This is a genomic window from Mesorhizobium sp. L2C066B000 (genome assembly GCF_000502335.1).
Classification (GTDB): Bacteria; Pseudomonadota; Alphaproteobacteria; order Rhizobiales; family Rhizobiaceae; genus Mesorhizobium.
On record NZ_AYWZ01000007.1, the window covers coordinates 63,930 to 88,510 of the forward strand.

The 24,581-nt window shown below is 63.7% G+C and carries 28 protein-coding genes; 12 read left to right on the plus strand and 16 right to left on the minus strand.

Annotation, left to right across the window (positions count from 1 at the left end):
• Positions 1-3 precede the first annotated feature (3 nt).
• Positions 4-969: an L-threonylcarbamoyladenylate synthase gene (locus X733_RS149275; RefSeq protein WP_031193423.1), complete on the minus strand. Its 966-nt coding sequence runs from the start codon at positions 967-969 to the stop codon at positions 4-6.
• A gap of 370 nt (positions 970-1,339) precedes the next feature.
• Here X733_RS149275 and X733_RS149270 point away from each other — a divergent pair, with 370 nt between their 5' ends.
• Positions 1,340-1,792: a hypothetical protein gene (locus X733_RS149270; protein WP_023818980.1), complete on the plus strand. Its 453-nt coding sequence runs from the start codon at positions 1,340-1,342 to the stop codon at positions 1,790-1,792.
• 165 nt (positions 1,793-1,957) lie between these two features.
• The gene (locus X733_RS149265) at positions 1,958-2,341 is read left to right on the plus strand and encodes a hypothetical protein (protein WP_245274442.1); all 384 of its coding nucleotides are present in this window, start codon (positions 1,958-1,960) and stop codon (positions 2,339-2,341) included.
• A gap of 120 nt (positions 2,342-2,461) precedes the next feature.
• On the opposite strand, the gene glyS is transcribed toward X733_RS149265, so the two are convergent.
• From glyS to X733_RS149260, 3 genes are all read right to left on the minus strand, one after another.
• On the minus strand, positions 2,462-4,813 hold the full coding sequence (gene glyS / locus X733_RS1000000167195; protein WP_050588667.1) for a glycine--tRNA ligase subunit beta: 2,352 nt from the start codon (positions 4,811-4,813) through the stop codon (positions 2,462-2,464).
• A 381-nt stretch (positions 4,814-5,194) separates the two neighbouring features.
• Positions 5,195-5,596: a DUF559 domain-containing protein gene (locus X733_RS0134965; RefSeq protein WP_050588668.1), complete on the minus strand. Its 402-nt coding sequence runs from the start codon at positions 5,594-5,596 to the stop codon at positions 5,195-5,197.
• 397 nt (positions 5,597-5,993) lie between these two features.
• Positions 5,994-6,938: a glycine--tRNA ligase subunit alpha gene (locus X733_RS149260; RefSeq protein ID WP_023818984.1), complete on the minus strand. Its 945-nt coding sequence runs from the start codon at positions 6,936-6,938 to the stop codon at positions 5,994-5,996.
• A gap of 176 nt (positions 6,939-7,114) precedes the next feature.
• On the opposite strand from X733_RS149260, the gene X733_RS149255 reads away from it, so the two are divergent.
• The gene (locus tag X733_RS149255; RefSeq protein ID WP_023684366.1) at positions 7,115-7,576 is read left to right on the plus strand and encodes a GNAT family N-acetyltransferase; all 462 of its coding nucleotides are present in this window, start codon (positions 7,115-7,117) and stop codon (positions 7,574-7,576) included.
• A 209-nt stretch (positions 7,577-7,785) separates the two neighbouring features.
• Here the strand turns inward: X733_RS149255 and X733_RS149250 are convergent, their stop codons facing one another.
• From X733_RS149250 to X733_RS149230, 5 genes are all read right to left on the minus strand, one after another.
• Positions 7,786-9,561, minus strand: coding sequence for a tetratricopeptide repeat protein (locus tag X733_RS149250; RefSeq protein WP_023828033.1), 1,776 nt, complete (start codon positions 9,559-9,561; stop codon positions 7,786-7,788).
• Between the two features lie 191 nt (positions 9,562-9,752).
• Complete coding sequence (locus X733_RS149245) at positions 9,753-10,169, minus strand: DUF1284 domain-containing protein (RefSeq protein WP_023684368.1); 417 nt, start codon at positions 10,167-10,169, stop codon at positions 9,753-9,755.
• Between the two features lie 110 nt (positions 10,170-10,279).
• Positions 10,280-10,873 carry a biotin transporter BioY gene (locus X733_RS149240; RefSeq protein WP_023684369.1) on the minus strand — a complete coding sequence of 198 codons (594 nt, stop codon included), beginning with the start codon at positions 10,871-10,873 and terminating at the stop codon, positions 10,280-10,282.
• A 353-nt stretch (positions 10,874-11,226) separates the two neighbouring features.
• The gene (locus X733_RS149235; protein WP_023687112.1) at positions 11,227-11,895 is read right to left on the minus strand and encodes a GntR family transcriptional regulator; all 669 of its coding nucleotides are present in this window, start codon (positions 11,893-11,895) and stop codon (positions 11,227-11,229) included.
• Between the two features lie 87 nt (positions 11,896-11,982).
• On the minus strand, positions 11,983-12,999 hold the full coding sequence (locus X733_RS149230; protein WP_023668471.1) for a polyprenyl synthetase family protein: 1,017 nt from the start codon (positions 12,997-12,999) through the stop codon (positions 11,983-11,985).
• Positions 13,000-13,220: 221 nt separating this feature from the next.
• Between X733_RS149230 and X733_RS149225 the strand changes: the two genes are divergently transcribed.
• The 7 genes from X733_RS149225 (at position 13,221) to X733_RS149195 (ending at position 17,495) form a co-directional block, all read left to right on the plus strand.
• Positions 13,221-13,445, plus strand: a complete 225-nt coding sequence (locus tag X733_RS149225; protein WP_023692106.1) for a DUF2007 domain-containing protein — start codon at positions 13,221-13,223, stop codon at positions 13,443-13,445.
• Positions 13,445-14,239: a tRNA1(Val) (adenine(37)-N6)-methyltransferase gene (locus X733_RS149220; protein WP_023818985.1), complete on the plus strand. Its 795-nt coding sequence runs from the start codon at positions 13,445-13,447 to the stop codon at positions 14,237-14,239. The genes X733_RS149225 and X733_RS149220 overlap by 1 nt, the downstream gene beginning before the upstream one ends.
• A gap of 121 nt (positions 14,240-14,360) precedes the next feature.
• The gene (locus X733_RS149215) at positions 14,361-15,218 is read left to right on the plus strand and encodes a S49 family peptidase (RefSeq protein ID WP_023668474.1); all 858 of its coding nucleotides are present in this window, start codon (positions 14,361-14,363) and stop codon (positions 15,216-15,218) included.
• 72 nt (positions 15,219-15,290) lie between these two features.
• Entirely contained in the window at positions 15,291-15,476 is a 186-nt protein-coding gene (locus X733_RS149210; protein WP_023668475.1) for a membrane protein, read from the plus strand.
• Between the two features lie 26 nt (positions 15,477-15,502).
• On the plus strand, positions 15,503-16,396 hold the full coding sequence (locus tag X733_RS149205; protein WP_023818986.1) for a 4-(cytidine 5'-diphospho)-2-C-methyl-D-erythritol kinase: 894 nt from the start codon (positions 15,503-15,505) through the stop codon (positions 16,394-16,396).
• Positions 16,383-16,937: a molybdenum cofactor biosynthesis protein B gene (gene moaB / locus X733_RS149200; RefSeq protein ID WP_023818987.1), complete on the plus strand. Its 555-nt coding sequence runs from the start codon at positions 16,383-16,385 to the stop codon at positions 16,935-16,937. Before X733_RS149205 ends, moaB begins: the two co-directional genes overlap by 14 nt.
• Before the next feature lie 126 nt (positions 16,938-17,063).
• On the plus strand, positions 17,064-17,495 hold the full coding sequence (locus X733_RS149195; RefSeq protein ID WP_023818988.1) for a hypothetical protein: 432 nt from the start codon (positions 17,064-17,066) through the stop codon (positions 17,493-17,495).
• Here the strand turns inward: X733_RS149195 and X733_RS149190 are convergent.
• Together X733_RS149190 and X733_RS149185 are read right to left on the minus strand one after the other, a co-directional pair.
• A complete protein-coding gene (locus tag X733_RS149190; RefSeq protein WP_023818989.1) occupies positions 17,485-18,459 on the minus strand; it encodes a hypothetical protein in 975 nt (324 codons plus the stop codon). The genes X733_RS149195 and X733_RS149190 overlap by 11 nt on opposite strands.
• A 252-nt stretch (positions 18,460-18,711) precedes the next feature.
• Complete coding sequence (locus tag X733_RS149185; RefSeq protein ID WP_023687105.1) at positions 18,712-19,215, minus strand: glycosyltransferase; 504 nt, start codon at positions 19,213-19,215, stop codon at positions 18,712-18,714.
• A gap of 150 nt (positions 19,216-19,365) precedes the next feature.
• Between X733_RS149185 and X733_RS149180 the strand changes: the two genes are divergently transcribed.
• Together X733_RS149180 and X733_RS149175 are read left to right on the plus strand one after the other, a co-directional pair.
• On the plus strand, positions 19,366-20,520 hold the full coding sequence (locus tag X733_RS149180; RefSeq protein WP_023684378.1) for a PA0069 family radical SAM protein: 1,155 nt from the start codon (positions 19,366-19,368) through the stop codon (positions 20,518-20,520).
• 154 nt (positions 20,521-20,674) lie between these two features.
• Positions 20,675-21,373 (plus strand): ribonuclease HII, encoded by a 699-nt coding sequence (locus X733_RS149175; RefSeq protein ID WP_023726390.1) that lies wholly within the window; start codon positions 20,675-20,677, stop codon positions 21,371-21,373.
• 247 nt (positions 21,374-21,620) lie between these two features.
• On the opposite strand, the gene X733_RS149170 is transcribed toward X733_RS149175, so the two are convergent.
• The 5 genes from X733_RS149170 to X733_RS149150 all read right to left on the minus strand — a co-directional run bounded on the left by X733_RS149170 (position 21,621) and on the right by X733_RS149150 (position 24,320).
• Positions 21,621-22,112: a F0F1 ATP synthase subunit B gene (locus X733_RS149170; RefSeq protein WP_023668483.1), complete on the minus strand. Its 492-nt coding sequence runs from the start codon at positions 22,110-22,112 to the stop codon at positions 21,621-21,623.
• Positions 22,113-22,122: 10 nt separating this feature from the next.
• Positions 22,123-22,722 (minus strand): F0F1 ATP synthase subunit B, encoded by a 600-nt coding sequence (locus X733_RS149165; RefSeq protein WP_023738460.1) that lies wholly within the window; start codon positions 22,720-22,722, stop codon positions 22,123-22,125.
• 92 nt (positions 22,723-22,814) lie between these two features.
• Positions 22,815-23,039, minus strand: coding sequence for a F0F1 ATP synthase subunit C (locus X733_RS149160; protein WP_006206606.1), 225 nt, complete (start codon positions 23,037-23,039; stop codon positions 22,815-22,817).
• Between the two features lie 66 nt (positions 23,040-23,105).
• Positions 23,106-23,864, minus strand: coding sequence for a F0F1 ATP synthase subunit A (locus tag X733_RS149155; RefSeq protein ID WP_023818991.1), 759 nt, complete (start codon positions 23,862-23,864; stop codon positions 23,106-23,108).
• A 63-nt stretch (positions 23,865-23,927) separates the two neighbouring features.
• Positions 23,928-24,320, minus strand: a complete 393-nt coding sequence (locus tag X733_RS149150; protein ID WP_023668486.1) for an AtpZ/AtpI family protein — start codon at positions 24,318-24,320, stop codon at positions 23,928-23,930.
• Positions 24,321-24,581 lie beyond the last annotated feature (261 nt).

Consider the following 24,581-nt stretch of genomic DNA (forward strand, 5'->3'; position numbering starts at 1 on the left):
CGCTCAGTCGAGCTTGTCACGGGGGGCAGCGGCACGAAACAGCCGATCGTTGATCGCCTCGCCGAGCCCATCGAACGGGATCGGCTCGACGGCGATCGTCGCCGCACCGCTGCGGTCGAGTTCCTGCAAATACGCGAACAGATTGCTTGCGGCTTCGCGCAAATCGCCTGACGCGGACAGGTTGCGCAAGGCGGCCGCCGCTTGCCAGCCTTCGGCGCGGTCGCCACCAAAGGCCAGCAAGGCCTCGCCTTCAGCCACACTCTGTGCATCGAGCCGCACCGATGCGCTCGGCGCATAATGCGACGCCAGCATGCCGGGCGCCTCGATGCCGGCTGTCGCGCCGCGCTGCAGCTTGATGCCGGTGACGGCCTCGATATCGGCGGCAGCGATGCCGCCTGGCCTCAGCAGCCGCACGCTGTTGCCTTCGACCTTGACGATGGTCGATTCCAGCCCGACCGGGGTGGCGCCGCCATCGACCACCAGCCGGATTTTGGCGCCGAGATCGGCCGCCACGGCTTGCGCCGTCGTGGCGCTTATCTTGCCCGAAGAGTTCGCGCTGGGCGCGGCCAGCGGCCGGCCGAGCCTGGCGATCAGCTCGCCGCCGAAGCCCCTCGGCATGCGCAGCGCGATCGTATCGAGCCCGGCGGTGACCAGCGGATGGATGCCGTTGCCGGGTCGGAGCGGCAGCACCAGCGTCAGCGGCCCCGGCCAGAACGCCTCGGCCAGCCGCTTCGAAAGCGGGTCGAAGATCGCAATGCGCTCGGCCATCGCGAGATCGGCGACATGGGCGATCAGCGGGTTGAAGCGCGGCCGGCCCTTGGCTTCGAAGATGCGGGCGACGCCGACGCCATTGGTCGCGTCGCTGGCCAGTCCATAGACGGTCTCCGTCGGGATGGCGACGACGTCGCCGCCCTCAAGCAGCGCCAACGCCTGCTCCATCGCTTCGCCGACGGATAGTATCTCAGCCACTCGCTTCACCTCACAGGCACCGGACCTAGAGCGCGTCGCGCTGAACCGGATTCATGCGACGCGCTTTAGGTCTTTGTTTTGATGCATGTCGTTCTCTCAAAACCGGGGCCACTTTTGAGCGACATGCGTTAGAGCGGTTCAGCTGTTCGCTGAAACGCTCTAAGTATTTGTTTTTGCGCAATTCCGGACGGAAAACCGCTACTCACTTTTCCTGGAATTGCTCTAATACGGCAGTGGTTTTCGGGCAAGCCAGCGTTGGCGAATTATCAATGCCTAAAATGCTATGTTTCCCTGCAAGGCGGCATCAATCCACTGGGGCTAGGCTACCTGGGTTAGGGCTGGCAGCTTGTTGGGCAAGGGGACGGTTTCGATGTCGATGCGTGTGCTTGGAGCGCTTGGTTTCACCCTGGCGGCGATGACCGGTAGGGCGCACGCCTCGTCGATCGTCTTTCTCGGCGTCTCGAACTCGACGCCGTCAATCATCAAGATCGGCGGAGCCGAACCGGTCAGGATCGCCTCGTCGCCATCGATCGTCGCGCTCGGCGATGCCCAGCCCGATGTGACCTATGAAAAGGTCGCGGCGATCCCCGAAAAGCCCAGGCAGGACCCGATGATCATTCGCGGCGGCGTCGTCGGCGGCGCCTTCGCCGCGCCGGCTCCGGCCAGGGCGAGCGCCGCGGCGCCGGCAGCGGAGACGACGGCAGAGACCGCGCCAGCCGGAACTGCAACGGCATCGAACGGCAAGCCCGAGTCGCAACCGGCAGCGCCGCAGCCGGCAGCAACACCGCAGCAGCCGATCGAGGGCGTCGGCAAAGCCGAGTAGGCCATTCAGCCAAGACAGTCGGCCAAGACAGTCGGCCGATCCATGCCGCTTGACGCCGATCGACGCCCCGGCGCACGATCGGCTTGGCGGCGGCGGCCCCAATTTCGCCAATCGGGTTTGGCATGAGCGCGCCGGGTTCTAGGAGAGCGAGGGGTTATCATGAACATGACGAAATCTTTGACCATTGCCGGCCTGTTGCTGGCGTCACCTATAGCTGTCGGCGGCGCGCAGGCCGGTGACGAGCTAGGGTCCTACGTCGCGCGCATTTCCGATCGCGACCACCATGCCAGCGACGGCTATGAGCTGAGCAGCGCAGCACAGATGGTGCGGCAGGACCGTGCCAACTGGCACAAGTTCCACCGGCGCGATGCCGACGACCAGGGCGATGACTGGTTCCGCAGCAACGATGATCGCGCGTATCTGGAACGCATGCTGAAGCGCGGTGGCGCGATGAGCTCCTCGACACGGAACGCCATCGTCAATGGCGAGCCGCTGATCCAGGTCGACGTCTATTCAGACAGCGTGCATGTCAGCATTTTGGAGGATTGACTTCGTCAACCTCGGGAGGACTGACGGAGTCAGCCTCAAGACTGACACGTTGGTCACGGACAAGAAGGGCGGCGTGTGAGCACCGCCCTTGTCGTCGCTGTCTTCGGGCTTATCTGCCCTTTAGCCAGCTATCCTGGAAAAATCCGCGACCTGATCGGTGGCCGTGCGGATGCGAGCCAGCAGCGCCAGGCGGTTGGCGCGCACGGCCTGGTCCTCATCATTCACGAGAACGCGTTCAAAGAATGAATCAACCGGTTCACGCAACACGCTAAGCGCCAGCATGGCGGCGGAAAAGTCTTCGTTTTGAATCGCTTCGCCGGCTTCTCTCTCCGCCTGATTCACCGCCGCAAACAGCGATTTCTCGGCCTCCTCGCGAAACAGCGCCGGCTCTACAGTTGCGGCGACGCGCGTTTTCTTCTTCTCCTCGGCCGCCAGAATGTTGGCCGCGCGCTTGGCGCCGGCGAGCAGGTTCTTGCCGTCCTCGGTGTCGAGGAAGGACCCTAGCGCCTCGACGCGGCGGACGATCTGCAGGAGGTCGTCCGACTGCGGCGTGATGACCGCATCGATGAGATCGTGACGGGCGCCCTTGTCGCGGAGATAGACTTTCAGGCGGTCGTGGAAGAAGGCGAGGAGGTCGGAGCGATAAATCTGCTCCGCCCTCACTTCCAGCGTTGAAGCAGCATTCTTATCGAGATAGTTCGCCCACTCGTAAGCGCTCCCAAAGATGGGTGTCAGCGCCAAACGGATACGATTCTCAATCAATATTCTAACCACGCCCAACGCCGCCCGGCGCAGCGCATAGGGGTCTTTTGATCCCGTCGGCTTTTCATCTATTGCCCAGAAGCCGACCAGCGTATCGATTTTGTCGGCCAGCGCGACGGCAATCGACACCGGATTGGTCGGCACGCTATCCGACGGACCTTGCGGTTTGTAGTGCTCCTCGATCGCCGCAGCCACGGACGGATGCTCGCCCTGCAGCAGCGCGTATTTGCGCCCCATGGCGCCTTGCAGTTCCGGAAACTCGCCCACTGCTTCGGTCGTAAGATCGGCCTTGGCCAGCACCGCGGCGCGGGCCGCGAGCGCGGTAATCTCCCCCCTTGAGGGGGAGATGTCGCCGAAGGCGACAGAGGGGGTCGTCTCGCGTGGAGCGCCAACTCCCTCTTTCTTCGAGAGACCGGACGGCGTCGCGGCAGCCGAAGCGACCCCCTCTGGCGTGCCGGCGATCTCCCCCTCAAGGGGGGAGATCGACTGCGCCACTGTTGGCGCCAGCTCTTCCGCCAGCCGCTTGATCCGCTCCACCCGCTCGCCTTGCGTGCCGAGCTTGGCGTGGAAAGTCACCCCGAGATGGTCGAGGCGGGCCATGCGTTGGTCGAGCGGCTTTTTCAGATCGAGCCCGAACTTTTTTGCCGATGCCTCGAGCTCTCCCAGATCGGGCAGATCGCCCTGGTCGGTCCGCCAGAAGTACAGCGCATCCGACAGGCGCGCGCGCACCACCTTGCCGTTGCCGTGCGCGATCTCCTTGCCGCCATCCTTCGCCTCGATGTTGGCAGTGAGGATGAAGCGGTTGGAAAGGTTTTCGCCGTCGCCTTGCGGACGGGTGACAAAGCATTTCTGATTGGCGCGAATGGTCAGCCGCACCACCTCGGGCGGAATGGCAAGAAAGGCCTGCTCGAATTCGCCCATCAGCACCACCGGCCATTCGACCAGGCCCGACACTTCCTCCAGCAGCCCTTCGTCCTCGACCAGATCGAGCCCGTTGGCGAAGGCGAGGTTGCGGGCGTCGGCAAGGATGATCTCCTTGCGCCGGTCGCCGTCGAGCACGACCTTGGCTGCTTCCAGCTTGGTCACGTAATCGTCGAAGCGACGCACGGTGATTTCACCCGGCGCCATGAAACGATGGCCGTAGGTGATATTGCCCGAGCGGATGCCATCGATCTCGAAATCGACCACCACCGGCTCCTCGGTCTCCGGCCCGAAGGTGCACAGAATCGTCTGCAGCGGCCGCACCCAGCGCAGCGAACCGGGCTTCGCCGAAGCCGGCCCCCATCGCATCGATGTCGGCCAGGGGAAGCCGCGAATGATGGCCGGCACCAGTTCGGCGATGATTTCTTCCGCCGCCCTGCCCGGCTTCGAAATATGGGCGACGTAGAAGTCGCCCTTCTTCGGATCGGAATGGACATGCGCCTCGGCAGCCGAGGCAAGACCTGCCTTGCGCAGAAAGCCCTGCACCGCCTGTTCCGGCGCCGTCGTCGACGGCCCCTTGATCTCCTCGTGGATATCCTTCGAGCGCGCGGTCAGGCCCCTGACATCGAGCGCCAGGCGCCGCGGCGTCCAGTATTCGCGCGCGGCGTCATAGGTCAGACCCGCCTCGACCAGACCGTCGGTCAGCATCTTCCTGAGATCGCCCGCCGCCTTGCGCTGCATACGGGCGGGGATTTCCTCGGAGCGAAGTTCCAGCAACAAATCCGGCATCAGAGTTTCTCCACCCGCATGCCTTCTCCCTGATTGCGCGTCCTCGCGCCTCCGGCGCTGCGGTTGCGCGGCCGGGCGGGGATTTCCTCGGAGCGAAGTTCTAGCAAAAGATCAGGCATCAGAGTTTCTCCACCCGCATGCCTTCTNCGGGCGGGGATTTCCTCGGAGCGAAGTTCTAGCAAAAGATCAGGCATCAGAGTTTCTCCACCCGCATGCCTTCTTCCTGATTGCGCGTCCTCGCGCCTCCGGCGCTGCGGACGCGCGGCTGGGCGGGGATTTCCTCGGAGCGAAGTTCTAAGAGCAGGTCTGGCATGGTTAAGCTCCCACTCTCCCCTTGATGGGGAGGGTCGGCGCGTAGCGCCGGGGTGGGGTGGCGACCTCTCAGCCGCCGATACCTTCGGCACCATCGCGCAAACGCAGGTGTGATTTTCGTTCTTCCACCGCCGCATAGATCGTATCGAGCACGGAATCCAGTTCGTTTTTGATTTCATGGTTCCAGAAGCGAATGACGCGGTAGCCTTGGCTCTCGAACCATTTCGTTCGACGCTCGTCATGGCGCAGCTGGTCATCGAAGCTGTGATGGGCACCGTCCACCTCAATGATCAGCTTCAGCCGGTGGGAGATGAAATCAGGGAAGTAAACGCCTACCGACGCCTGCCTGCGAAAATGAGTGCCTTCTACTGGAATGCGCCACAGATGCCGCCACAGGATGCGTTCCTCGTCGGTCATCGCCGCGCGAAGCCTTTGCGCAGAATGCAGCTTGAATCGATCGAGTTTTGGCATGGAACGTCGCGCTGTCACCCCCACCCGCCGCTTCGCGGCGACCTCCCCCATCTAGGGGGAGGTAAGAGGGCATGGCAACTCGGCTGACCGCTGTTTCCAGGAATTTTGACCCCCCCTGTCGGGCCGCAACCAGCCCGCCCGTCCTTTGATCAAAGATTTCCATGAACCAAACGCAGCGCTGAAGCGACCAACGCTCAGGCAGGGACCTATTGGCTGAACGACCATGAAAACGGCATCGAGACTTCTCCAGATCATCGCGCTCAGCGCCTGTTTCGCCGCGCAGGTGCATGGCGCCTTCTCGATGCCGGGCGTACGGCAGGCTATGCGGACCATGGCGGGGTCGACTGGCCCGATGTTGGCCCCAATCAACATTTCCCTCGAAATGATGAAGTGAGCCTCAGGCGGCGAGCCCGCCGGCCTGGGTCTGCAAAAATGCCTCGCCGCAGGCTTTCGCCAGATTGCGCACCCGCAGGATGTAGCTCTGCCGCTCGGTCACCGAAATCACGCCGCGCGCGTCGAGCAGGTTGAAGACGTGGCTGGCCTTGATGCACTGGTCATAGGCCGGGAAGACCATGCGGTGCATCGGCAGATTGTCGTTCGAAGCCGGGGCGCCGGCCGCGAGCAGCGCCTTGCATTCGGCTTCGGCGTCCTCGAAATGCCTGAGCAGCATGGCGGTGTTGGCATATTCGAAATTGTGCCTGGAATATTCCTGCTCGGCCTGCAGGAAGACATCGCCATAGGTGACTTTTTCGGCGCCTTCTCGGCCATTGAAGTTGAGGTCGTAGACATTGTCGACGCCCTGCACATACATGGCCAGCCGCTCCAGGCCGTAGGTCAGTTCTCCCGCCACCGGCGCGCATTCGATGCCGCAGACCTGCTGGAAATAGGTGAACTGCGACACTTCCATGCCGTCGCACCAGCACTCCCAGCCGAGCCCCCAGGCGCCAAGCGTCGGGCTTGCCCAGTCGTCCTCGACGAAGCGAATGTCGTGCAGCGACGGATCGACGCCGATCGCCTTGAGCGAGCCGAGATAGAGCTCCTGCAGGTTCGGCGGGTTGGGCTTCAGGATCACCTGGTACTGGTAATAATGCTGCAGCCGGTTGGGGTTTTCGCCGTAGCGGCCGTCCTTGGGCCGGCGCGAGGGCTGGACATAGGCGGCGTTCCAGCCCTTGGGCCCGAGCGCGCGCAGCGTGGTGGCCGGATGGAAGGTGCCGGCGCCGACTTCCATGTCGTAAGGCTGCAGGATGACGCAGCCATAGGCGGCCCAGTAATTGTGCAGGGTCAGGATCAGCCCCTGGAACGAGCGGCTGGGATGTATATGGGCTGGACTGTCTGACGTCACGGCGGCCTCGGAAAGCGCTGAAATGATCCCATTCCCTAGTTGCCGGGCCGGCTAGCGTCAAGGCAGCGCCTATCGCCGCCTTGATGAGAGGTTGAACGCTTTGCTTCGGACTGGCCCATTGCCGGACGGTGCCGGTGGCCGTTTGCTCGCCCAGCTTCAACGACAGAGGTTCAGCCATGCAAGGCCAGCTCACCGTACGCCCCGTCACCCGAGAGGATTACGAGCAATGGCTGCCGCTGTGGGACGGCTACAATGCGTTTTACGGCCGCTCGGGCGAGACCGCCCTGCCCGGTGACATCACTGCAATGACATGGTCGCGCTTCTTCGATGCCTATGAGCCTATGCATGCGCTGGTCGCGGAGAGCGAAGGCAAGCTTCTCGGTCTTGTCCACTATCTCTATCACCGCACCACGACGGCGATTTCGCCGAACTGCTATCTGCAGGACCTCTTCACCAATGAGGCGTCGCGCGGCAAGGGCGTCGGCCGGGCACTGATCGAAGACGTCTATACCAGGGCGCAAACCGCAGGCTCCAGCCGCGTCTACTGGCTGACACACGAAACCAACCACACGGCGATGAAGCTCTACGACAAGATCGGCGATCTCTCGGGCTTCGTCGTCTACCGAAAGCTGTTCTAGAATGAGCGCCAACGCTGGGTCTGCGCCGCGTCGCTTCGCTCCTTGCTCCGCCATAGAATGACGATCGCGATAGGGCGTCTCTATCTCTTTGTTTCTGTCGCAATTCCGAGCGGAAAACCGCGCACACTTTTCCTGGAATTGCTCTAAGACGCCTAGCCGAAACAAAAACGGGGCTCAGCGAGCCCCGTTTCATCAGAAGTATGGCCCGATCACCCCTTCGGCGCTGGCGGGGTGGCCGGCTTGACCTTCGGGGTTTCCTGCGCCGTGTTGGATTCGATCGGCGGCAGGCCCTTCATCAGCTTCTGCTGCAAAATGGCAAGCACATCGGGATCCGGCTTCAGGTCGCGCGCCTGATTCCACTGGAAAGTGGCTTCGAGCTTGCGGCCGACGCGCCAATAGGCATCGCCGAGATGGTCGTTGAGCACCGGATCTTCCGGCTTGAGCGACACGGCGCGCTCCATTTCGCGCACGGCGTCGTCGAACCGGCCCATGCGGAAATAGGCCCAGCCCAGCGAATCGACGATGTAGCCGTCGCTCGGCCTGAGGTCGACGGCCTTCTGGATCATCGCCAGGCCTTCCTTGAGGTTCATGTTCATGTCGACCCAGGAATAGCCGAGATAGTTCAGCACCTGCGGCTGGTCGGGGAACAGTTCCAGCGCCTTGAGGAAGTTCGGTTCGGCCTTGGGCCATTCCTTCAGCCGCTCATAGGCGATGCCGCGCTGATAGTAGATGTTCCAGTTGGCATTGGTCGGCGTCTTCAGCACCGCGACCGCCTTGTCGTAGAGAGTGGCGGCGGAGCGGAAATCCTCCTTCGAGGCATAGACCCCGCCCAGCGCCAGATAGGCGCGCATGTCATCGGGGTGAGCTTCGACGAATGCCTTGAGATGGGCGATCGCCTCGTCGTGACGGTTGAGATCGGCAAGGTTGAGGCCGAGCTGCAGGTCGGAAAGCTCCTTCAGCGGCGAGGAGGCTGGAATGCGGCTATAGAGCGCAATGGCGCCTTCGCCGTCCTTCAGCTGCTCCGCAACGGCGGCAAGCTGCACCAAAGCGGCGTCGCTGTCTGGCTTGAGCGCGAGCGCATATTGCAGATAGAGGCGCACGAACGGCTCGCCGCCGCCGCGATTGAGCGCGATGGCGAGGTCGAGCAGGATTTCAGCGGCGCCTTCGGAGGGACTGGCGACGAAGGGCTCGATCTTGTCGCCCTTGCTGATCCTGTCGCGAAGCGCCTGGATGTCGAGCTTGCCGGGCGCGAACGCCTCGGCCTTGTCGAGCACGTAGAGCGCCTTGTTCTTGTTGCCCTTGCGCGCCAGGAAAGACGCGTAGGCCTGGGCGTTGCGCATCCATGTCTCGGGCGCGGCACCGCCGGCCGTGACGTCGGTCAGGGTCGCGTCATAAAGCGCGTCGGCCTTGTCCGATAGGCCTGCGGCATCGGCGATCAGCGCGCGGTGGAAGGACTTGAACAGGCCGAACCAGTCAGGCCCCTGCAGTTTGTCGATCGAGGCCATCGCCCCGGTGGGGTCGCCGGCGCCCTCTTGTGCCCAGCCGGACATGACGCCGGAAATCAGTCGGTCGAGATCGGATTCGAGCGACAGCTTGAGCCAGTACTGCGCCTTGGTGAAATCCTTCTTGTGGAAGGAATCGACCGCCAGAGCCAGACGCGAGAAGCGCTCGACGTCGGGAACTCCCTTGAGCTTGTCGGCATAGACCAGCGATTCCTCGAAGCGGCCTTGCGCGATCAGCGACAGCATCAGGCTTTGCTGCAGTGAGGTGTCGCCGGGATTGAAGGCGAGCGCCTGCTTGTAATAAGCGATGGCATTGTCGAGGTCGTTGTCGCCTTCGGCGATGCGGGCGGCGAGATAGGCGCCCGAGAAGGAGGTGATCTTGACCGGGTCGGTCGATTCCTTGGCGTAGGCAGGCAGCGGAGAAATCGCCATCCCTGCCACAATTGCCAGCCCCGCGAGCCAGCGCGCACGTCCTTGCCGCATCGTATCCCTTTCAGCCAAGCGCCATCCCGCGTCGGCGCGGAGAAGCCATAGACTCGATGTTTCCTGACAAAGCATGGCCTTTTTGGGGTCAGGCTTCAATCCGGGCCGAATTCACAATCGGGTCACCCGATTAACAAACCATGGCGACGCAGACACTATCGGTTCCGACAATAGCAGATCGGGGTTGGGAGCTACAGCCTGACATCGCGATATCCGCCTGCCGCGACAGTGCTGCACAGGCCGGCCCACTCGCAACCCTGGCAGGCCTCACGCGTCACGCCGGCTGCAAAGGCGGCGCGCAAGCCGGCAAGCGTTGCCGCGTCGAGGCTGAAGCGGACGCCGGCCCGGATCGGCCGGGTCAGCAGCTTGCCGACATCGCGTGCTGCCAGCTCGTCCCGGCCGGCGGCGCTTTCGCGCAAGCAGTGGGGCTGCGCCCCGCCGAGCAGCGGCTGGCAGATGTCGTCGGGGCCGGAGACGATCAGAATATCCTCGCCCCGGCCCAGACGTTTCGCGATCACGTCATAGTTGGCGACGAAGGCTGCGCTGTACCCTTCGCCGATATAGGTCAGCAGGCAAAGAAGATGGTGGGAGCGCAGCCGGACGGTCATCGGTCAGGACGCACCAGCGGAGCCTGTTCCATCCCGATGGTATCGGGATGGGGCTCCATCTCTTTGTTTGAGCATGATCTCTTCCGAAAACCGGACTCCACTTTTCGGGATCATGCTCCTGCCGGGTCCGCCTTGTTGCTCCAAAACAGCTTGAGCGTCGCGGCGCCGAGCGCCGATTTCAGCAGGCCGCCGACGAGGAAGGGCAAGAAGCCGAAGGCGATGGCCTGTTCGAGGCCGATCATGAGGGCGAGCCAGGCCGTGCCGAGAACCAGGCAGGCGAGGTTGCCGAGGACCATGCCGGCGAAGGCGAGCAGCACGCGGTTGCCGTTCCAGCCGCGCTCGGCCAGCCAGCCGACGAGCGCGCCGACAAGCGGGAAGGCGAAGAGATAACCGGCGGTCGGCCCGGCAAAATGCTGGATGCCGGCAGCTCCGCCCGACAGCACCGGCAAACCCACAGCGCCCTCGACGAGCCATGCGGCGATGGTGATCGCGCCGAGCCGCCAGCCGTAGAGCGCGCCCACCAGCGTCACCGCAAAGGTCTGCATGTTCATTGGAACCGGCAGCATCGGCACTTCCATGTAGGAGGCGAGCGCAATGGACAGCGTGCCGATGACGATGGCCGCGGCTTGCCAGGCATACGAGCGGGTTTGCAGGCGCAACGGGCTGAAGGAGGGCTTGGAGGGCGAAAAGGCGATGTCGGTCATGGCGGCTTCCCTGGCTGGTTTGAATTATAGATAATTTTGTTGTTCGATCTATTATCGAATCCATATTTGCGCGGGAATGGCAACCCTCGCCCCTAAAAAGGCTTGGGCTTGCGTGTCGAATAAAGGACATTTGGAAAGGCTGGCGGGACAGCACCCCCCTCTGGCCTGCCGGCCATCTCCCCCGCAAGTGGGGAGATCGGATGTCGCCTTTGCTTTCGCCAATGGCCGACGTTGCAGGACTAACGCAACGGCAAAGCTGTTGATCTCCCCCCTTGCGGGGGAGATGTCCGGCAGGACAGAGGGGGGTGTGAAGGATCGCTACGCGCGGAATCCGACGACTTGTCCCTTCGTCCCTACCCGACGATGGCAAACGCTTCGCGCATCTTGCCCGACGCGGTCTTGACCGGTTTCTGGCCGATCCACTGAACGTGCCGGCCAAGCGTGGCCGCGGCCGATTCGGTGTTGCCTTGCCGCAGCGCGCTCAGGATCGCGCGATGATCCTGGTCGGTGCGGATTTCCCATTCCGAGCGCCAGGCGGCGAACAGGAAGCGGGCGCTTGCGGCGTGCAAATCGTCGATGGTGGCGATGAGCCGCGGCATGCCGCAGGGCGCCAGGATCAGCCGGTGGAAGGTGCGGTTGGCCTCCTCCCAAGAGCGGACATCGCGGGATTTGTCGCCGGCCTTTGTGGCTTCTTCGGCAAGGTTGAGAATGGAAGCCGTCAGATGCGGCGCGGCATGGCGCAGCGCCAGCACTTCGAGGGCTGCCCGCATTTCGGCGACTTCCCTTACCTCGCCGAGATCGAAAGCGGCGACGCGCACGCCCCGCCTGGGCTCACTGACCGCCAGCCCTTGCGCCTCCAGGCGCCGGAAGGCTTCGCGCACCGGGACATGGCTGGTCTGGAATTCCTCGGCGATGTGATCCTGCCGCAGCCGGGCGCCGGGTTCGATCGCGCCCGATATGATGCGATCCGCCAGCACCTTGCTGATGCGCACGGCGATGGTGTCGTCTGCGGTCTTTGCCATGTTTTATAGATAATTTGCACTGCTGCCGATTGTCGAGCGGTGATTGCCCGATTTTGCGTGCAAACTTGCTTTGGCGCCAGGCGCGGGTCAGTTCACCCGGCTGATGCAGAAGTCGATGACGTCGATGAGCGCCGATTTCTGCGGCGTCGCCTCCAGCGGTGCCAGCGCATCGCGGGCGATCTCGCCGAAATGGCGGGCCCGTCCGATGGTGTCGGCAATGGCGCCATGGCGGGTCATCAGGCCGATCGCCTTTTCCAGGCCGGCATCGTCGGTGACATTGTCCTCGATGGCGCGCTTCCAGAAGGTGCGCTCGGCCTTGGTGCCGCGCCGGTAGGCGAGGATGACCGGCAGTGTAACCTTGCCTTCGCGGAAATCGTCGCCGACATTCTTGCCCAGCTCCTGGCTGGAGCCGCCATAATCCAGCGCATCGTCGATGAGCTGGAAGGCAAGGCCGAGATTCATGCCGTAGGAGCGCAAGGCGGCGCGATCGTTGCGCGTCGCCGATGCGATGACCGGGCCGACCTCGGCGGCAGCCGAGAACAGCGCCGCGGTCTTGGCCTTGATGACGGCGAAATGCTCGTCCTCGGTGGTATCGAGGTTCTTGGCGGCCGCCAGCTGCATCACCTCGCCCTCGGCGATGATCGAGGCGGCGCTGGACAGGATGTCGAGCGCTTCCAGCGAACCGACATCGACCATCATGCGAAAAGCCTGGCCGAGCAGGAAATCGCCGACCAGCACGCTCGCCTGGTTGCCCCAGATCATGCGGGCAGTCTTTTTGCCGCGCCGCATGCCGCTCTCGTCGACGACGTCGTCATGGAGCAGCGTGGCGGTGTGCATGAACTCGACCGCGGTGGCGAGCTTGACGTGGCCCTCGCCGGAATAGCCGAACATCTGGGCCGCCGCGAGCGTCAGCATGGGACGCAGCCTTTTGCCGCCCGACGAGATCAGATGATTGGCGACCTCCGGGATCATCTCGACGTCGGAGCCGGCCTTGGACAGGATCAGTTTGTTGACGCGCCCCATATCGGCTGCTGTCAGGTCGATGAGATCCTTGATGGAGGCGGGTTCCCGCTTCCCGTTTTCGATGTTGAGAACGACACCCACCAACAAACACTCCCGTCTTTGATCACGCGTGCGACGGCACCCTGGTCCCGCCTGGGACTCTAGGGCGGCACATACGGGCACGGCAAGAGGCGAATTGGCGCGGCTGCGGTGACGGCGTGTCAACCTTAGCGACCGCATACCGTTGCCCGAAAACCGCTCCACACTTTTGGGCGCCATGCTCCGGCGTTTACATCAACGCTGCAACCTGCGAACTTCGTCCGATGATAGAACTCGTGCGCACCAACGATGCCGTGATCATCTCCTTCGTCGAATCGCTGATGCGCGATGCCGGGATCGCCTGCTTCGTCGCCGACCAGAACATGAGCATTCTCGAAGGGTCGATCGGTCTTTTGCAGAAGCGCGTGATGGTCGATGCCGACCAGGCCGATCAGGCGCGGCGCATCTTGAAAGACGCCGGCATCGAGAACGAAATCCGCCAGACATAATGGCTGAAGCGAGCGCGCTTACCAGCGATACGCCGGCCCACACGGTCGATGCCTTCCATCGCGGCCGCTTCTGGCTGGTCCAGCCCAGGACAGGGCATCGCGCCGGGATGGATGCCATGATGCTGGCGGCAGCAGTTCCATCCGGCTTTGCTGGACGCCTCGCCGATTTCGGCGCCGGCGCCGGTGCGGCGGGTCTTGCCGTGCTGTCGCGCTGCCCAGAGGCGCAGGTCGTGCTCGTCGAACGGTCGACCGAGATGGCAGGCTTCGCCACAACCACGCTCGCCCATCCCGGCAATGCGCATCTCGGCAATCGCGCCTCGGTGCTGACCGCCGACGTCACGCTGTCGGGCCGGGCGCGGACGCAAGCCGGCCTTGCCGACAATTCCTTCGATTTCGTCATCATGAACCCGCCCTTCAACGCGGCGCAAGACCGCGCCACGCCCGATCCGCTGCGGCGGCAGGCGCATGTGATGGAACAGGGGCTGTTCGAAAGCTGGATCCGGAGTGCGGCTGCCGTCGCCAAGCCGCGCGGCGGCCTGGCCGTCATTGCGCGGCCGGAACAGCTTGGCGACCTCCTCCATGCGCTGTCGGGCCGCTTCGGCGACGCCGAGATGCTGGCCGTGCATCCGCGCCCGGAAGCAGCCGCAATCCGCATTGTCGTCAGGGCAGCGCTCGGCGCGCGCGGCAAGCTGTCGATCCGCCCGCCTTTGATGCTGCATGGGCAAACGGGCGACGGCCCGTCGGAACGAACCGAGATGATCAACAACGGACTGGCGTCGCTGTTTGGCGATTGATTTTGGGCCCGTCAGTGTCGTTGCCGCAAAACCGGCACACAGTTGGCTGAGATGGATTGCAGCATTGCCGTTGACCGGCAAATCCCTACATGCGTTGAAGCCATTTGGAGACAGCCACCTCGTGAAACGCCTTTTCAACCGCCTGCTGCCGAAATCCTGGCGATCCAGCGTCGTCACCATTCCCGTCATCAGGCTGCATGGCACCATCATGGCCGGCGGCGGCCCGTTCCGGCCGAGCCTGTCCTTGGCGTCCACCGCCGCCCTCATCGAAAAGGCGTTCCTGTTCGATGCGCCCGCCGTCGCCATTTCGATCAATTCGCCTGGCGGCTCGCCGGTGCAGTCGCGGCTGATCTTCAAGCGCATCCGCGACCTCGCGGTCGAGAAGAACAAGAAGGTGCTGGTCTTCGTCGAGGATGTGGCGGCCTCGGGCGGCTACATGATCGCGGTCGCCGGCGACGAGATCTTTGCCGATCCGTCCTCCATCGTCGGTTCGATTGGTGTCGTCTCGGCCTCGTTCGGCTTTCCCGAGTTGATGAAGAAGATCGGTGTCGAGCGCCGTGTCCACACCGCCGGCCAGAACAAGGCGGTGCTCGACCCGTTCAAGCCGGAGAAGAGGGAAGACGTCGAGCGCCTGAAGGCGCTGCAGCTGGAAGTGCACGAGACCTTCATCGATCTGGTCAGGGAGCGCCGTGGCACCAAGCTGAAGGACGATCCGGACCTGTTCACCGGCCTGTTCTGGACCGGCAAGAAAGGGCTGGAGCTTGGCCTCGTCGATGCGTTGAGCGACATGCGCACGGTACTGAAAACCCGCTTCGGCGCGAAAACCCAGCTCAGGCTGGTCACCGCGCCGCGTGGCCTGTTTGGCCGCATCGGCCTGTTCGGCTCGAACTTTTCAGCGCCCGATATTGCCGCCGCCGCCGCAAGCGGCGTGATCGATGCGGCGGAAGAGCGCGCATTGTGGGCGCGCTTCGGGCTTTGAAAAAGCAGGGAAAGCGTCTAGCATGAGGGCTTGACAGTCTGCCTTGCCGCCTTGCGAGGGAGGAGCTTTGAAATGCCTCAGATCATTTTCTTCGCAGTTGTCGGCGCAGCCGCTTATTTCGGCTACCGCACCTTCGTCCGCGAGGCCGAACGTGTGACCGCCAAGGTGCGGCGCACCGAAAAGCAGGCAGCCAACGGCACCAACGGCACGCTGGTCCAGGATCCCAAGACCGGCGAATACCGCCTGGCCAAGGACTGAGCATCATCCCGTCAGCAGCCGACAGTTTGGATGCCGCAGCCCGGACGTGGCTTGCGCCCGCCAAGATAAATCTGGCGCTGCACATCACCGGCAAGCGCGCCGACGGCTACCATCTGCTCGAGAGCCTGGTCGTTTTCACCCGCTTCGGCGACAGGGTCGAGATCGAGCCTGCCGACGCCGACCGGTTCTCCGTATCGGGCCGTTACGCGACTTCCGTGCCGATCGACGACAGCAATCTGGTGGTGAAGGCGCGCGAGGCGCTGCGCAGGCAGGCCGGCCAGCAGAGCACGCCGCCGGTTGCCATCCGGCTGGAAAAGAACCTGCCGGTCGCATCCGGGGTCGGCGGCGGCTCGAGCGACGCGGCGGCGGTATTGCAGGGTCTTGTCCGGACCTGGGGTCTCGACATCGGCGAGGCCGAACTGGCGCGGATCGGTCTCACGCTCGGCGCCGACGTGCCGATGTGTCTTGCGGCAAAACCGCTGGTTGCGCGTGGCGTCGGCGATGAGCTGTCGCTGGTGCCGGATTTTCCGGCGCTCGCTTTGGTGCTGGTCAATCCCGGCGTCGCCGTCTCGACGCCTGATGTGTTCAACGCACTTGAGAAACGCGACAATGAGGGATTGCCGCCGCTGCCGCGTGCATTTGACTTCCACAGCGTCCGCAACTGGCTGGAGATCACCCGCAACGATCTCGAATCGGCGGCGCAGGCGATCCAGCCGCCCATCGGCCGAGCGGTTTCCCTGCTGAACCGGGCCGGATCGGGATTTTCGCGCATGTCGGGCTCCGGCGCCACATGCTTCGGGCTGTTCGAGACCGGCAATGTCGCCAAGCGCGCCGCCGCCGAGATTCGCAGCCGCGAACCGGAGTGGTTTGTCGCCGCGACACGAAGCATCGCTTCGGAGGGGGCCGATGGCCAAAATTGACGAGAGCCGCCCGTTCATCCCGGTGCGCATCGCGGTGCTGACGGTGTCCGATACGCGCAGCCTTGCCGACGACAAATCAGGGCGGACGCTGGCCGATCGCATCGTCGAGGCCGGCCATGTCCTGGCCGCGCGCGACATCGTCACCGACGACCGGGAGAAAATCCGCGACAAGGTGCTGGGCTGGTCGCGCGACGAAGACATCGATGTCGTCATCACCACCGGCGGCACCGGTTTTACCGGCCGCGACGTGACGCCGGAGGCGCTGGAGCCGATCTTCGAGAAGCGCATGGATGGCTTTTCCGAAGTGTTCCACCGCATTTCCTACGACAAGATCGGCACCTCGACAGTGCAGAGTCGGGCGACGGGCGGCGTCGTCAACGCGACCTTCGTCTTCGTGCTGCCGGGCTCGACCGGCGCCTGCAGGGACGCCTGGGACGGCATCCTGAAACCGCAGCTCGACTACCGCCACATGCCCTGCAACTTCGTCGAGATCATGCCGCGCCTGGACGAGCATTTGCGGCGCGGCAAGGCCGCCTCGTAAACCAAGGCAAAGTGCCGGCCAAGTGCTGCCTTTGTCAGGCAGAATGGCGGCTGCGCCTTCGAGAGGTCATTTCCTCCGGGTCGTCGGGCGGATAGTCTGTCGCCAAGTCAAGACGGAAGAGATCCAATGAGCGCGCACCGCGGCGGCTGCCATTGCGGCAACATCCACCTGACGTTCGAAACGGGAATGGAGCCGGCCGAGATGGAGATCCGCGCCTGCCAGTGCGCCTTCTGCGTCCGGCATGGCTCACGCGCCGCCGCCGATCCGCAGGGCCGATTGATCGTCTCGGTCGAGGACGAGGCGCGGCTGCACCGATACCGGTTCGGATTGCGCACCGCCGATTATCTCATCTGCCGGGACTGCGGCGTCTATGTCGCTGCTGTGACCACCGACGGCGAACCGAGAGCGATCGTCATCGTCAATGCGCTGGATGACCGGCCGCGGTTCAACCGCGAGCCGGTCCCAATGGACTATGATGCCGAGAACAAAGAGGGTCGCATTGCCCGGCGGCAAGCGCGCTGGATGCCGGTCGAGATCCGCTCCGGCCTCAGCGGATGACCGGTTCGCCGTGGAAGCGGCGGCGCGAGGGCGGCGAGACGCCGAAGCCGACCTCCATCATCAGCCGTGGCGTGGTGGACGGCACGGTGCCCATGTGGAAGCCGAACGGGTCCTCGACGAAGCCGAGGCCGGCCTCGCCGGTCAGCGTGACCGGGCTGTCGTCGCCATAGACCTTGAGCACGTCTTGCGCCGGATGGCCGACCAGCAGCGTCAACTGGTGCTTGAGGCTGCGCCTGTTGTGGCTGCCTTTGACATAGACATGCGGGCCGGTGCCGGCATCGCAGGGCTTGAGATAGAAGAAGAATTTCAGCATCCGCCAGTCGTCGAGATCGAAATGATATTTGCCGAGCGAGGCAAGGTTCTTGTCGGCGTCGGAAGCCTCGCCGGTCGGAAAGCTCCACCAGATACGCGTGGTGATCAGCTTTGCCTGCCCGCCCAGATAGTGCTGGGCGATGTCGAGCAGCAGCGGGTCGTTCTGGATGGCGAGTGCCGCCTTGCAGCCGAGGATGCGCTCGAAATAGTGTCCGCTGAGCAAAGAGCGGCCGAACCGCTTCTCGGCTTCTGCGTGTTCTCCGGGCATGAATTCGAGCCGGCGGTCGAAATTGCCGAAGCACGGCGTGCTCTGAGCAAAGCTGGCGATCTCTTCGTGGATTGCCTGCGGAAGGACCAGTCCGGAGAACAGGCCATCGGTGCGCAGCGCCGCGAGGATCGACTTGAGGTCGACGCCCCTGAACATCGTAGCTCCGGCACTCTGCGCGGGGCGCGCGGCTTTGGCGCCAAGCCAGTGCAGCTTGCGCGCCGGCATGGTGCGGGCAAGCACGAACATCGGCAGCCATGCGGGATTTTCGCGCAGGTCGGAGAGATAGGTCGGAATACGCACCGCAACGCGGCGGAGCAGGCTGCCGTTGCGGGCAATGGCTTCCAGGCTGGGGGCGCCGGATTTGTCAGGGGACGAAAGGTTCATCGGGGTCCTCAGATATGAACGGCAGCAACGACGACGCGGCGCTTGCTTACCGCTCCGGCACTACCCAAACCCCGATATCCCGCATCAACGGAATGCTAATCCCGCGTCAGCTTTTGTGCAATGCACAATAGCTTTTTGCGGCGAAAAAGAGGGATGGTGCTGCGACCGTGCCAATGCGGATGAGACGCCGACGCTGCCCCTCATCCGCCCTTCGGGCACCCTTCTCCCTGGGAACGGGAAAAGGGAGAAACATCACTTCTTCGGCGCCAGCCAAATTTCGGCGTCGAGCCGCCTGGTGGCGAGACCGCGCGCAAGGGCTTCGGCGCTGTGCGCGTTCTTCGACAGGGCAGCGGCCTGGCGCTTGCTGATGACCAGCCCTTCGGCCAGCGCCCGGTTGCCCGAAAACACCCGTGACAGGAACGGCGTGCGGCTGCCGCGCGCACGGCAAAAGCGCGCCGGCATGGTTTGCCGCGCCGTGTGAGCGACAACGTCGTCGATCCAGCCCTCCGCCAGCCTTGCGCCGGGTTCCAGAAACAGCAGCCAGTCACCCTTCGCCTGCCTGATTCCCGCGGCAATGCCGCCGGCCACGAAGTGGCAGCCGGCATGATCGGCAACCCGATGCGTCTGGTCGGTCGAGCCGGTGTCGCAGACGATGACATCGCGCACCACGCCCTCGACCGCGCCGCCGATCAACGAGGCGAGCGTGCGGGCAAGGCCTTCTTCGTCATCCCGGGTTTCGATGAGAACGCTGAGCATTTTTAGCCGAATAGCGGAAAGCCCGGCGCAGCGCCAGTTTTGCATGGCCCAACGAAAAAGTTCTTGCTTTGTTCTCATCAGCGAAATAGGATTATTTTCATGAACAGAGCGATTCGACAGCCAGCCGACAGTCCTTGGGAAAGGGCCAAAATGGAACATATCGTGCGTGCGGACATTGCTGCTTTCGGAGCAGGGCGAGCCGAGATGGCCAATGCGATGATCGAACAGAGCGGCATGCGCGTCCGTCCGGATCGCAACCGCGGCCGTTCCGCGGGCATCAACCCGTCCGGCCGGTTCGAGCCGGTCAGCCGGCATGTGTTCGACGACGGCTGGAATTCGCTGGAGGAATTGCCGCCGTTCAAGACCGAAGTGCAGGTCGAGAAGCCGCGCACCATCATCACCCGCAACGAATCGCCCGACATTTCCTTCGACCGCTCGATCAACCCCTATCGCGGCTGCGAGCATGGCTGCGTCTATTGTTTCGCCCGGCCGACGCATTCCTTCATGGGCCTGTCGCCGGGGCTGGATTTCGAAGCGAAGCTGTTTGCCAAGCCGGATGCGGCGCGGCTGCTCGACAAGGAACTGTCGAAGGATGGCTATCAGCCGCGCACCATCGCCATCGGCACCAACACCGATCCCTACCAGCCGATCGAGAAACAATACCGGATTATGCGCGAGATCCTCGAAGTGCTGGAGGCGCGCGGCCATCCGGTCGGCATCGTCACCAAATCCCATCTGGTGACGCGCGACATCGACATCTTGTCGCGCATGGCCGAACGCGGGCTGGCCAAGGTGGCGCTGTCGGTGACGACGATGGACCGCATGCTGGCGCGCACCATGGAGCCACGCGCGTCGACGCCGACCAAGCGCCTCGAGGCGATCCGGCAGCTTTCCGATGCCGGCATCCCGGCCTCTGTCATGGTGGCGCCGATCATCCCCGGCCTGACCGACCAGGAGATGGAGCGTATCCTCGATTCGGCACGCGCCGCAGGCGCCCGCGAGGCCGGCTATGTGATCCTGCGCCTGCCGCTCGAGGTGGCGCCGATCTTCAAGGACTGGCTGCTGCGCCATTATCCCGACCGCTACCGGCACGTGATGTCGCTGATCCGTTCGATGCGCGACGGCAAGGACTATGATTCGGAATGGGGCAAGCGGATGAAAGGCGCCGGCCCCTATGCCTGGCAGATCGGCCGGCGCTTCGAGATCACGGCCAAGCGGCTCGGCCTCAACGCCGAGCGGCGCACGCTCCGAACCGACCAGTTTGTAGCCGCCGCCAAGGCGACCGAGCAGCTGATGCTGCTCTGAAAGTAGCGCCTGCCCTGCCCTCGTGGTTGGCAGGCGACCCAAGAATCCCGTCCGGCCTGTCCCCCGGCCTGCAGACGGTGCCCTCCCGGTCTTGCCCCACTCGACCCTGGAGGGACTTGCGGAGAATCGGAGCCGATGCGAACCTCGCCGCAACATGGCTCGCGCGCGTTCCGATTCTCCGCTTCTTTTCGAAATCGTCGAAAAGCCCGACTTCTCCTTCGAGACGAAGGCGATGGCTGAAGGCCTTTGGCCGGTGGCAGGCATGGACGAGGCCGGCCGCGGTCCGCTGGCGGGGCCGGTGGTGGCGGCGGCGGTGATCCTCGATCCCGCCAACATTCCCGACGGGCTAGACGATTCCAAACGGCTCAACCATTTGCAGCGCGAGGCGCTGTTCCTGAAAATCCTGGGGTCAGCGCTCGGCGTGTCGATGGCCTCGGTCAGCGCCGAAGGCATTGACGGCAGCAATATCCTCAAGGCCAGCCTGGAAGCCATGCGCCGCGCCCTTGCCGGCCTGCCGATCCAGGCAAAGCTGGCGCTGGCCGATGGCCGCGATGTGCCGCCGGGTCTCCTCTGCGAAGGCCGCGCGCTGATCAAGGGCGACCAGCGCTCGCAATCGATCGCCGCCGCCTCGATCGTCGCCAAGGTGATGCGCGACCGCATGATGTGCGGCTGCGGCAGCCATCACGAGCGCTACGGGTTCGAGGTCCATATGGGCTACGCCACCGTGCGGCACCGCACCGCGATCGAAGCGCATGGGCCGGTGGCAAGGCTGCACCGGGCGTCATTCGCGCCGTTCAGGCTGGGTGGGGTTGAGGTGGTTGAGGAAGAAGGGTTTGTCGGGTTGGACAGCTAAATCTCCCCCCTTGAGGGGGAGATGGCCGGCAGGCCAGAGGGGGTCACCGCGCGTGAAGCGCTAGCCCTTCTTGGTCGCAGAAAGAGCGTCGCGCCTGGTCGAACCGACCCCCTCTGTCGCCTTTGGCGACATCTCCCCCTCGAGGGGGGAGATCAGGCGCACCACCGCCTTCGCCAATGTCCGTCGCCGCTCAACAAAAAAGCCGCCAGGTTGCCCGGGCGGCTTGATGTCAGCGAGTTAACCCCGCTCAGTTCAGCCTGGCCTTCACGTCCTGCAGCGCGGACTTGAAAAGATCCGCGCCGGCCTTGGCGTCGATCTTGCCGGCGAGCAGCGTGCGGGCCGCCTCGACGGCGATGTCGACGGCGCTGGCGCGCACTTCGGCGACGGCTTCGCGCTCTGCCTGGCCGATCTTCTGCTCGGCAAGCGCAGTGCGACGGGTGACATAGTCTTCGGTCTTCTTGTGCGCCTCGGCGGCAAGCATGTCGGCCTCGCGCTTGGCGGCAGCGACGATGGCTGCGGCCTCCTGCTCGGCTTCCTTGCGCTTCTTCTGGTATTGGCCGAGCAGTTGCTGGGCCTCTTCGCGCAACCGGCGGGCTTCCGCAAGCTCGTCGCTGATCTTGGTCGCGCGGGCGTCGAGCGACTTGGCGATCAGGCCCGGCACCTTGATGTAAACGGCAACGCCGAGGAAAATGACGAGGGCAACCGTTGCCCAGAGCGTTGCGAGAGATGTGGCGTCCATAATGTGCTCCTCACCGGGCCACGGATTTGACCGCAGCCAAGATCTCGGCCTTGCTGGTCTTGCCGCCGACAAGCGCATCGACGATGGCTGAAGCGGTGTCCTCGGCAATCGTGCCGACTTCCTTCATGGCGTTGGCCTTGATGGAAGCAATGCTGGCCTCGGCCTCGCCGAGCTTCTTGTCGAGGGCGGCCTCGACCTTCTTGCGGGCAGCCTCGGCTTCAGCCTTGGCAGCGTCGTTGGCCTGCTGCCCGATCGCGTTGGCCTTGGCCTTGGCTTCCGCCAGTTCCTGCTCGTAAGCGGCAACGGCGGCGTCGGCCTCGCCCTTCAGCCTGGCGGCCTGGTCGAGGTCCTGCGTGATGCGATCGCTGCGGACGTCGATGATGCCGCCAAGGCGCGGCATCACCACCTTCTTCAGGAACAAATAGAACAGCCCGAACGTGATCGCCAGCCACAGAAGCTGGGACGGAAACGTCGCCGGATCGAATGGCGGGAACGTGCCGTGCGCCTCGGCAGGCACGCCGGTGCCGGAATGCGTGTCGCCTTCCGTACCGGTATGGGCGCCTTCAGCGGCGGGTGCGGACTCTTGCGCAAACGCAGATGTCACGAACATGGACTATCCCCTGATATCAGGCATGGCCGCAGGAATGCGGCCAGCCAATTCTTCCCAATGCTCGTCCGACCAATAATTGGCCGAACAGGGGCTCAGCCGAACAGGGCGAGAAGCGCGATGAGAAGCGAGAAAATGCCCAGAGCTTCGGTCACGGCGAAGCCGAAAATCAGGCGGCCGAACTGGCCATCGGCGGCCGACGGATTGCGCAGGGCGCCCGCCAGGTAGCTGCCGAAGATGTTGCCGAGGCCAATGCCCGCGCCGCCCATGCCCAGGCAAGCGATACCGGCGCCGATGTACTTTGCTGCTTCTGCGTCCATTTTAAACTCCTTTGGATCTGTAATTCGTTGCAATTCCATCCGGCGAAAGATGCCGGAAATTCTAGGTCAGTGCCCGGGATGCAGGGCGTCGTTCAGATACATGCAGGTCAGCACCGCAAAGACGTAGGCCTGCAGGAAAGCGACCAGCAATTCCAGCGCGGTCAGCGCGACTGCCATGGCCAGCGGCAACACCGAACCGGCAACGCCGACGGCGCCGAGCGCGCTCAGGCTGACGACGAAGCCCGAAAACACCTTCAGTGTGATGTGGCCGGCCAGCATGTTGGCGAACAGACGAACCGAGAGGCTGACCGGGCGCGACACGAAGGAGATCACTTCGATCAGCACCACCAGTGGCAGCAGGAACACCGGAACGCCATGCGGCACGAAGAGCTTGAGGAAACCCAGACCGTGCTTCGTGAAGCCGTAGACAACGACGGTTCCGATCACCAGGGCTGCGAGGCCGAAGGTGACGATGATGTGGCTAGTGACGGTGAAGAAGTACGGGAAAAGGCCAAGCAGGTTGGCGACCAGTACGAACATGAACAACGAGAACACGAAGGGGAAGAACTTCATGCCCTGCGTTCCGGCGGCGTCGCGCAGCATGTTGGAGACGAACTCGTAGCCCATTTCCGAAACCGACTGCAGGCGCCCGGGAACAAGGCTGCGGCTCGAGGTCGAGAGGTACAGAAACGCCGATGCGACGAGGACGGTCGCGACCATGAACAGGGACGAATTGGTGAAGGACAGGTCATAGCCTCCGATGTTGATCGGAATCAGCTTGACGATATGGAACTGGTGGATCGGATCGACCTTGTCAGTAGCCATTTACATCCCCGTCAAAGCCGCGAACGGCCTTAAGTGTCCTTGTGCGCCGTTGGCGGCGCCATTTCATTCTTTCGGATCGTGCGACTTCTCGCTTTTTCCGAATTCCGCCACAACACCTGACGAACGCAGGACATTGAGCACGCCGGCGCCAAAGCCCAGCAACAAGCCGACGACCAGACCCCATGGCGAGGTTCCCGCCACACGATCCAGAAACCAGCCAAGGCCCACACCCACCACTATCCCGGCGATGAACTCGCTGGACAGCTTGAGCGCCTGGCCATATCCGGCCGTCGCTTTCGCGCCGTCATTCCCCTCGAGCTGATCCGGCCGTCTTGTCGCAAGCGATGCTCCAAGCTCACGCCGGCGGCGTTCGAGATCTTCGTCGCGGATGTCGGCCTCGTGCTTGCTGCCGCGGCCGGTTTCTCCGGTTCCGTCTGGCCCGTTCTTGTCGGCCATCGTAACCCCCCTGCCCGGTCAGACCGTCACCGTCCGTCCGCTTCTAAAGTCGCCGGCAACATAGTTAGAGGGTTTGCGCCCGTCAAGCCACGGGCGGGACTTCAAAGCCATGTATTTTTTCTATTGGAATCAATCACTTGGCGAGGTGCGACATCGTGCCCGGCACTATCGGGTCGGCACATGCCCCGAATCCGTCCGGCGACCGCTGTCCGATTTCGGCTTCCAGGGCCTTTGCGGTTCGTTTGCGACAGGCAAGCCGAA